The following is a 7,425-nucleotide window of genomic DNA, read 5'->3' on the forward strand; positions in this document are numbered from 1 at the left end:
CTGCAGTTGAAAAAGGAACTCTTGCTGAAAATGAATCAGTAGAGTACGAAATCGGTGAAGGACACAAAGGTCCTTGTGCTGTTCAAGTAAAGTCACTTTCATAAGAACGTATTAGACTATACTTAAGCCCTCATAGCTTTTCGAAGTTGTGAGGGCTTTTTTTATTTCTGTTCGGGAAATCCGAAACACCCATTGAAGAGATATCAAACTTAGTAGTGGCATAGTAAAAATATAGTAGCTTATAAATTTACTAAGACTAAGGAAGATAAAAATGAAACGACTCTCTTTGATTATTCTCACATTATTTTCATTTATACTTTTTCATAGTTGCCAGGGCGAAGATATTAATAAATTTCGATATGCTGTTTCTGGTGAGTTTAAGCCATTTAGTTATGTGGATGAAAATGGAAAATTACAAGGCTTTGATGTTGAGCTGGGAAAGCTTATTGGGTTAAAGCTTGGTAAGGAACCTGAAGCCGTTAAGTACAAATTCTCGGGAATTATAGAAGGATTAAAGTCTGGACGTTTTAATGCTGCTGTCGCTAGTCATACCGTGACCAGTGAAAGAAAGAAGCATGTTAATTTTTCTATTCCATACTATTATTCGGGAGCACAGGTTTTCTCTCGCAATGAGAAGAAGGTAATTGAACTTGAAAACCTAGAGATTGCGGTCTCAAAAGGCTCAACATATCAGCGTTTTGCTCAAAAACTTTCAAAGAATGTTAAAGTCTATGATAGTGATAATACTGCCCTTGAGGCGTTGTCTCGAGGACGTCATGATCTTGTTATTACGGATCGAGTTACTGGAGCAATGGCGATAAAGAATGGACTGAAGATTTTTCCAAATCAACAACTTTCAGAAAGCCAACAAGCGATTGCATTATCTAAGGAGAGTGAAGAATCGCTCAAACAAATCAATAAGATCTTAGAAGAGTTCTCGAAAGACGGAACCTTAAAGCAGTTAAGCCAAAAGTATTTCGGCTCTGATATTACAAAGGAATAGCATTGGTGAACTTCATTGATGCTTTTATTAGCTCCTTTCCATTATTCTCAAAGGCCTTACTACTTACTCTTTCTATAACTGTAAGTTCTCTTGTCCTATCTCTACCGATAGGATTATTCTTTACGGCATTGAAACTTACGAGGAAAAAACCATTAGAGAGAATAGCAGAACTTTATATTTATATAATTCGAGGAACTCCTCTCATTGTACAGATCTTTGTTCTTTATTTTGGACTGACTAATATCATTCGTCTGAATGCCTTTATCTCTGCATCTCTAGCGCTCGCCGTGCATAACGGTGCCTATATTTCTGAGATATTTCGAGGGGCCATTGGTTCCATCAGTGTAGGACAGTTTGAAGCTGCCAAAAGCTTGGGAATGTCTAAGCTAAAAATGTATTATAGAATTATCATTCCTCAGGCGTTCAAGCGTTCAATACCAAGTTTAGGTAATCAGTTTATTATTACTTTAAAAGACTCTTCTTTAGCTGCATTCATCTCTATGAATGAGCTTTTCAATGTCGCAACAACACTTGGGGCAAATAGTTTTGACCAAATGACATATTTGTTAATTGTCTCTGTTTACTATCTTGTTCTTGTCTTTGCATTTACCTATTTAATGAAATTGGTCGAAAAGAGGTTCCACTATGCTGAACTTTGATAATATTCTTGAAGTTAAGAATTTGAATAAGTGTTTTGATGATTTAAAGGTCTTAAAGAATGTTGATTTTAAATTAAGACGCGGAGAAGTCACGTCAATCATCGGTCCATCTGGCTCAGGTAAGAGCACATTGATTCGCTGTTTGAACTTTCTTGAGGAGTTTGAAGGTGAGTATCTCTTCAATGGAAAAATGATTGATAAGGATACTGATTTAAATAAGTTTAGACTTAATTTTGGTATGGTCTTTCAGCATTTTAATCTCTTTCCTCATCTCAATGTTCTTGAAAATATCATTGAAGCTCCCGTTCATGTTCAAGGACGAAATCGTAGCGACTGTGTCAATGAAGCTAAAATTCTTTTAGATAAAGTTGGAATGTTGGACAAACTGAACTCTTATCCAAGTGAACTTTCTGGTGGGCAAAAGCAACGTGTTGCTATCGCGAGGAGTTTGGCGATTAAGCCTAAGGTTCTACTCTTTGATGAACCAACCTCAGCGCTAGATCCTGAGATGGTTGAAGAAGTACTTCATGTCATTAGAAATTTAAAAGATAAGAATACGACTATGGTAATAGTCTCTCATGAAATGAGTTTTGTTCATGAAATATCTGACCATATTATATTCTTGGAACATGGTCACTTTGTAGAGAGTGGTTCTCCAAATAAAATATTCAAAAAGCCGAATTCCCAAAGACTTCAGGAATTCTTAAAAAAGGTGTATATCCAATGAATCAAAAAATTCCAGTCTTTTTCCATACATCTCAAATGGAGTTTCACCCAAAGTATGAATGGGCCTTAGGAAATAGAATTAAGCACCCTGAATCGACTCGAAGAGCGGAATCTATTTTTAAGGCATTGAAAAAAGAAAAAGAATCTTTTGATATTATTGAACCGCCAAAGATTGCTTTAAAAGCAATTCGAGACTCACATAATTATCAACTTATTACTCTCTATAATACGGCCACTTTAATTCCAGAAGGTGAGTCGTTTTATCCAAGTGTCTTTCCACAGAGAATGAAGGCCAAGCCAGATCCGACAAATATCTATCATGCAGGTTTTTATTGTTTTGATAGTGGTACGCCACTGAATAATAAAACTTGGCTGGCTTCTGCATGGAGTGCAAGTACCGCCTATTTCGCAGCAGATTATATTGTCAAAGAAAAGGGAAGGGTCGCCTATGCTCTTAGTCGTCCTCCTGGGCATCATGCTTCACGAGATTCATATGGTGGTTATTGTTATTTTAATAATGCGGCCATCGCTGCAAAGCTGTTACGAAAGAAGGGAAGAGTTGCTGTTGTCGATATCGACTTTCATCATGGTAATGGAACACAAGATATCTTTTATAAAGATGATAGAGTTTTTGTGAGCTCAATTCACGGAGATCCTCGTCACCACTTTCCTTATTTTTGTGGTTTTCCTTCTGAGATTGGACAAGGAAAAGGAGAGGGGTTTAATTTAAATGTTATCTTGGAAGATGGAACAGATCTTAAAAAGTACTTACAGACACTGAAGAAAATTGTCATCCCTGCGCTAAAGAGATTTGAGCCAGATTATTTGGTCATATGTGCAGGATTTGATACTTATGAGTTAGATCCAATCGGTAAGTTTAAAATTAAAACAGAGGACTTTAAAGAGATCGGTAAAGTTTTTAAGAATTTAAAACTTCCAACTGTTATTGTCCAAGAGGGTGGCTATCACACTAAAGACCTTGGAAAGAATGTTGTGAGCTTGTTGAGCGCTTGGAAATAATATTCTAACGATAGTGTTGTAAGAGATTTTCGTGAAAGATTTTCTTTAGTTTAGGGATTTCTTCTAAGCCCGTATAGCTTTCGAGAAGCTTATATAATTTTCCCGAAAGAGCATGCTTCTTTGTAACGGCATTGATTTCTGAAATAACTTTCTTTCCCCATTCATCCTTAGGGCATCCAGCATGTCCAAAAACATAGAGAGGCGTTTCTACAAGTTCGATGGCCTGGAATTTTTCCAAGTAATTCGAACCAAGGTGATGCCTGACTATTCCAGAATACTCGATAACGTAGTCGATACGACCTCTTTGGAGCATTTCGAGAAGTTGTTTTGACCTAATTGGTTTTCTCTTAAAATTGTAGTTTTGGTCCTTAAGAGTTATCAGCTTATCAATTTGTGGAGTATAAGATCGAGTTGACTCAATAATTGACTTGAGTCCTTTATTTGTAATTAAGGAGTGTATTGATATCTTCTTTTGAAGAGGCTTCTCTAGATATTTTAATTTAGACTTATTGATTATAACTTTAATAGGGAAGCCGATACTAATTGGTTTAGAGAAATACATATACTTCAGTCTGTCCTCTCTCTTTATGGCCATGAGATTACAGGCATGAAACTTATCTTTGGCAAAGTCGTAGAACCGTGACCAGTTCATTGGCATACGCTTGTGTTGATAGTTTTTGATATTGTCTTCGTATAGTTCGACTAATTGATTAAATGGACCAACCTTGTCCTTTGTATACATATAAGGTGGCCAATCGAAAATGGCCCAGTGAATAGTTGGGTTTTGCAGCTCACTGGCCAGTGAGCTACTTGTTAAGAAAATTAGATATAGTGAGATAAGGCCTTTAATCATATAAAGCCTATTATAAGTTGTAGTCTAAAAGTGGTAAAGAATATCTTTTTAGGCTTTTTTAACAACTGAGCACTTTAGATACATTGCTCCGTGTCCATCTACCTTACATGAGATATCGTGACCATTCACAGGATCATCTAAGAGTTTAATATTCTTAACTTTTGTTCCTGCTTTAATGGTACCTTTTCCGGCCTTTAGGTCTTTTACCGTTGTCACAGCGTCACCATCTTGAAGAGGGTTTCCATTTACATCGACAAACTTTGGTCCTTCATCTTCGGCGTTACCATCTAGAGACCACTCGTGAAAGCACTCCGGGCAAACCCATAGGGAACCATCGTTATAACCATAAGGTGAACTACATTTTGGGCATTGTTGATTATCTTCCATGGCAAAGATTCTAGGGGAGATGATATTGTATGTAAAAGAAAATGAATTATCTATTTACCAAATAAATCGCGCTGAAGTATTATTTTGACAATGATTTCAGTTAAAAATGTCATGACATTCTCATTTGTTGCCTTGTGTCTATTATTTGTTGGTTACAATAAGGCCGTTTCATTTACTGAGTTAATATCGGAACATGTTGATGAGCATACTCATACGAGTTATGTGCATGATAATCATCATGTTCACGGACATAAACATTCAGAAGATGGAGAGGAGCATGAGCACCACCACTCTCATCAGAAAGTACCTAATACAGAGATTTTAACTCGTTTAGATATCTCATTCTTTCAGTTGTTATCTTTTGACCATCAAGAATCTGAAAGTTTCTTTTATATTGACCATCAAACAAGCTCTTTTGTTCTTGAGCTCTTACGACCTCCCATTTCTTAGTTAAGTTTCATTTTTATTTTTTAACTTAATTAAGGAGAATTTATGACTAAATTATTAGTTAGTTTTTTTACTATCACGGCTACTTTTAGTACATACGCCCATGGTATTAGTGCCGAGGCGAAGAAGGCCATGATCGAAGGTGGATACTTTCAATATGTTTGGCTTGGTGCTGAGCATATGATTACAGGATATGATCACTTACTCTTTCTTTTTGGAGTGATCTTCTTTTTGGCAACATTTAAAGATATTATGAAATTCATTAGTGTTTTTACTCTCGGTCACAGTATTACTCTAATCTTTGCAACATTTCTTGGTATAAGTGCAAACTATTGGCTCATCGATGCAGTTATTGCTCTCAGTGTCTGTTATAAAGGCTTTGATAATAATGATGGTTTTAAGAATTACTTAGGCTTGAAGAAAGCACCAAATCTACTCATGATGGTATTTCTCTTCGGACTTATTCATGGTTTTGGTTTATCAACTCGTCTTCAACAACTTCCTTTGGGGGAGAAGGGATCTCAGATGTTGATGAGAATTATCTCATTTAATATCGGAGTAGAACTTGGACAAATCGTAGCGCTTGCGATCATGTTAGTTATTTTATCAGGGTTTAGAAAGACGGAAGCATTTAAGAAATTCTCACGAGTATCAAACGATTTATTAATCATTTGTGGTGCACTTCTCTTCTTAATGCAGATGCATGGATATCTTCATACGAGTAGTCCTGATGAGTTTGGTTTTAGTGAAGATAACCATATTCATCACCACATGGACATTGAAGCAAAGAAAGCCCCAGTCGAAACATATCAACACGATAATTTATAGGAGATTTATATGAAATATATATTAGTATTTTTAAGTTTAGTAAGTTTAAAAGTCATGGCCGGTCCTGGACACGAGCATTCGCATGGAAAGGGCCACAGTCATTCTCATGAAAAGTCTGTCTCAATTTCAAAAGAACAGACACAGGCCATTGGTCGTTACCACGTTGAAAGACTGGTTAAAGCAAAGAAGATCGATAAGTCTTGGCTAGATTCTAGCTATGAAAAGACGATTCAGAAGACTTTTGGAAAGCGTAAAGAATGGGTTTTAACTTTTGTGAATGACAAAGGAATCAAAGGAAAGAAACTATATATCTTTCTTAAACTTTCTGGTGAGTTCATTGCTGCCAATTTCTCAGGGAAGTAACACGATGATTTTAGCAATTGGAAAAACAGTTCTTGCAGCAGTTCTCATAAGTTTTGTTTCATGGTTATCTGGAAAAAAGACAGCTCTCGCAGGTTTTATAACAGCTCTACCATTAACAACCCTTTTGGCCTTAGCCTTTTCACACATGGAGTGGGGAGATTCGAAGCAATCAGTGGCCTATGCCAAGAGCGTCTTCGTCGCAATTCCTGTCTCTCTCTTATTCTTTGTGCCTTTTCTATTGGCAGAAAAGTTTAACTTAAACTTCTGGAGTTGTTATGTCTCTGGAATCGTTTTATTGGGAGTTGGTTACTTTGTGCATGATTTTGTGACAAAGCTTTTATAAAAGGTGCCTCACTTAGTGGGGCATTTTTTCTCTATTAATGTTTATCTAAACTCATCTATAATAAGATTAGACATTTTTTATTGGAGTAGAGATGAGTGTAAAAGCAATAGATCAAAAGTACGAATTCGCCTTTATGGATTTTCTTACTTATATCGCCCCTGGAAGTATATTACTTTATTTTATTTTTGGTTCATTACTTTATACAGACAAGCTCAAGTTTAATGCTATTGTAAGTTCTTCATTAGGGCAGGGACTGATCTACTTTACAGTCTATTTAGTTTTAGCTTATTTATTAGGAATATTTTCGTCTTCATTAGCTGTCAAACTTCATCGTTTTAGGTCTGAGAAGAATTATGTCTTTTTAAATGAGTTCGACTTTTTGAATGATAAGCTTAAGCAGTTGATGCCGATACTCAATACTGATATGAAGGATAGAGATTATCTCTTTTTAGTTAGAAATCGCTGTTATAACATAAATGCTCAATCTTATTTTAGAAGTAGAAGGCAGAATACAATAAGACAATTTAAAAGAAATTCGGCCATTGCAATTATACTATCAATCTTAATTAGTTCTTTTTTGATTGGAATAACAGATTTGAAATTATTCTATAACCCTCTTGTATTAAGTATATACTTTTCAAGTTTAGTCATTTCATTTGTTTTCTTTGACGCTGAAATAAGACATAGAAAGAATGAATTTAGAGAAGTGGCGACAGGCGTGATTTCTTCCGTAGATATCTCCCCTCAGTAATGAGGGGAGGGGAATTTTACTTTTCGAATAGAAATTTGTCTTCTT

General features: G+C 35.8%; 11 protein-coding genes. 9 read left to right on the plus strand and 2 right to left on the minus strand.

Features of this window, described 5'->3' with window-relative positions; all coding sequences use genetic code 11:
* Positions 1–271 precede the first annotated feature (271 nt).
* The 4 genes from M901_RS09350 to M901_RS09365 are packed head-to-tail and all read left to right on the plus strand — an operon-like array spanning position 272 to position 3,408.
* A complete protein-coding gene (locus M901_RS09350) occupies positions 272–1,003 on the plus strand; it encodes a transporter substrate-binding domain-containing protein (RefSeq protein ID WP_021277965.1) in 732 nt (243 codons plus the stop codon).
* Between the two features lie 5 nt (positions 1,004–1,008).
* Positions 1,009–1,662 carry an amino acid ABC transporter permease gene (locus M901_RS09355; RefSeq protein WP_021277959.1) on the plus strand — a complete coding sequence of 218 codons (654 nt, stop codon included), beginning with the start codon at positions 1,009–1,011 and terminating at the stop codon, positions 1,660–1,662.
* Entirely contained in the window at positions 1,649–2,389 is a 741-nt protein-coding gene (locus M901_RS09360) for an amino acid ABC transporter ATP-binding protein (RefSeq protein WP_021277961.1), read from the plus strand. The genes M901_RS09355 and M901_RS09360 overlap by 14 nt, the downstream gene beginning before the upstream one ends.
* On the plus strand, positions 2,386–3,408 hold the full coding sequence (locus M901_RS09365; protein WP_021277960.1) for a histone deacetylase family protein: 1,023 nt from the start codon (positions 2,386–2,388) through the stop codon (positions 3,406–3,408). The genes M901_RS09360 and M901_RS09365 overlap by 4 nt, the downstream gene beginning before the upstream one ends.
* A 4-nt stretch (positions 3,409–3,412) precedes the next feature.
* On the opposite strand, the gene M901_RS09370 is transcribed toward M901_RS09365, so the two are convergent.
* Entirely contained in the window at positions 3,413–4,261 is an 849-nt protein-coding gene (locus tag M901_RS09370) for a transporter substrate-binding domain-containing protein (RefSeq protein WP_021277964.1), read from the minus strand.
* A 48-nt stretch (positions 4,262–4,309) separates the two neighbouring features.
* A complete protein-coding gene (locus M901_RS09375) occupies positions 4,310–4,648 on the minus strand; it encodes a zinc ribbon domain-containing protein YjdM (RefSeq protein WP_021277954.1) in 339 nt (112 codons plus the stop codon).
* Between the two features lie 90 nt (positions 4,649–4,738).
* Here M901_RS09375 and M901_RS09380 point away from each other — a divergent pair, with 90 nt between their 5' ends.
* The 5 genes from M901_RS09380 to M901_RS09400 all read left to right on the plus strand — a co-directional run bounded on the left by M901_RS09380 (position 4,739) and on the right by M901_RS09400 (position 7,380).
* Positions 4,739–5,098, plus strand: a complete 360-nt coding sequence (locus M901_RS09380) for a hypothetical protein (protein WP_034721603.1) — start codon at positions 4,739–4,741, stop codon at positions 5,096–5,098.
* A 42-nt stretch (positions 5,099–5,140) separates the two neighbouring features.
* Complete coding sequence (locus tag M901_RS09385; RefSeq protein ID WP_021277963.1) at positions 5,141–5,923, plus strand: HupE/UreJ family protein; 783 nt, start codon at positions 5,141–5,143, stop codon at positions 5,921–5,923.
* A 9-nt stretch (positions 5,924–5,932) separates the two neighbouring features.
* Positions 5,933–6,286: a DUF6488 family protein gene (locus M901_RS09390; protein ID WP_021277955.1), complete on the plus strand. Its 354-nt coding sequence runs from the start codon at positions 5,933–5,935 to the stop codon at positions 6,284–6,286.
* A 4-nt stretch (positions 6,287–6,290) separates the two neighbouring features.
* Entirely contained in the window at positions 6,291–6,629 is a 339-nt protein-coding gene (locus M901_RS09395) for a hypothetical protein (RefSeq protein ID WP_021277958.1), read from the plus strand.
* A gap of 91 nt (positions 6,630–6,720) precedes the next feature.
* Positions 6,721–7,380 carry a hypothetical protein gene (locus M901_RS09400; protein WP_021277962.1) on the plus strand — a complete coding sequence of 220 codons (660 nt, stop codon included), beginning with the start codon at positions 6,721–6,723 and terminating at the stop codon, positions 7,378–7,380.
* Positions 7,381–7,425 lie beyond the last annotated feature (45 nt).

This window comes from Bacteriovorax sp. DB6_IX (genome assembly GCF_000447775.1).
GTDB lineage: Bacteria > Bdellovibrionota > Bacteriovoracia > Bacteriovoracales > Bacteriovoracaceae > Halobacteriovorax_A.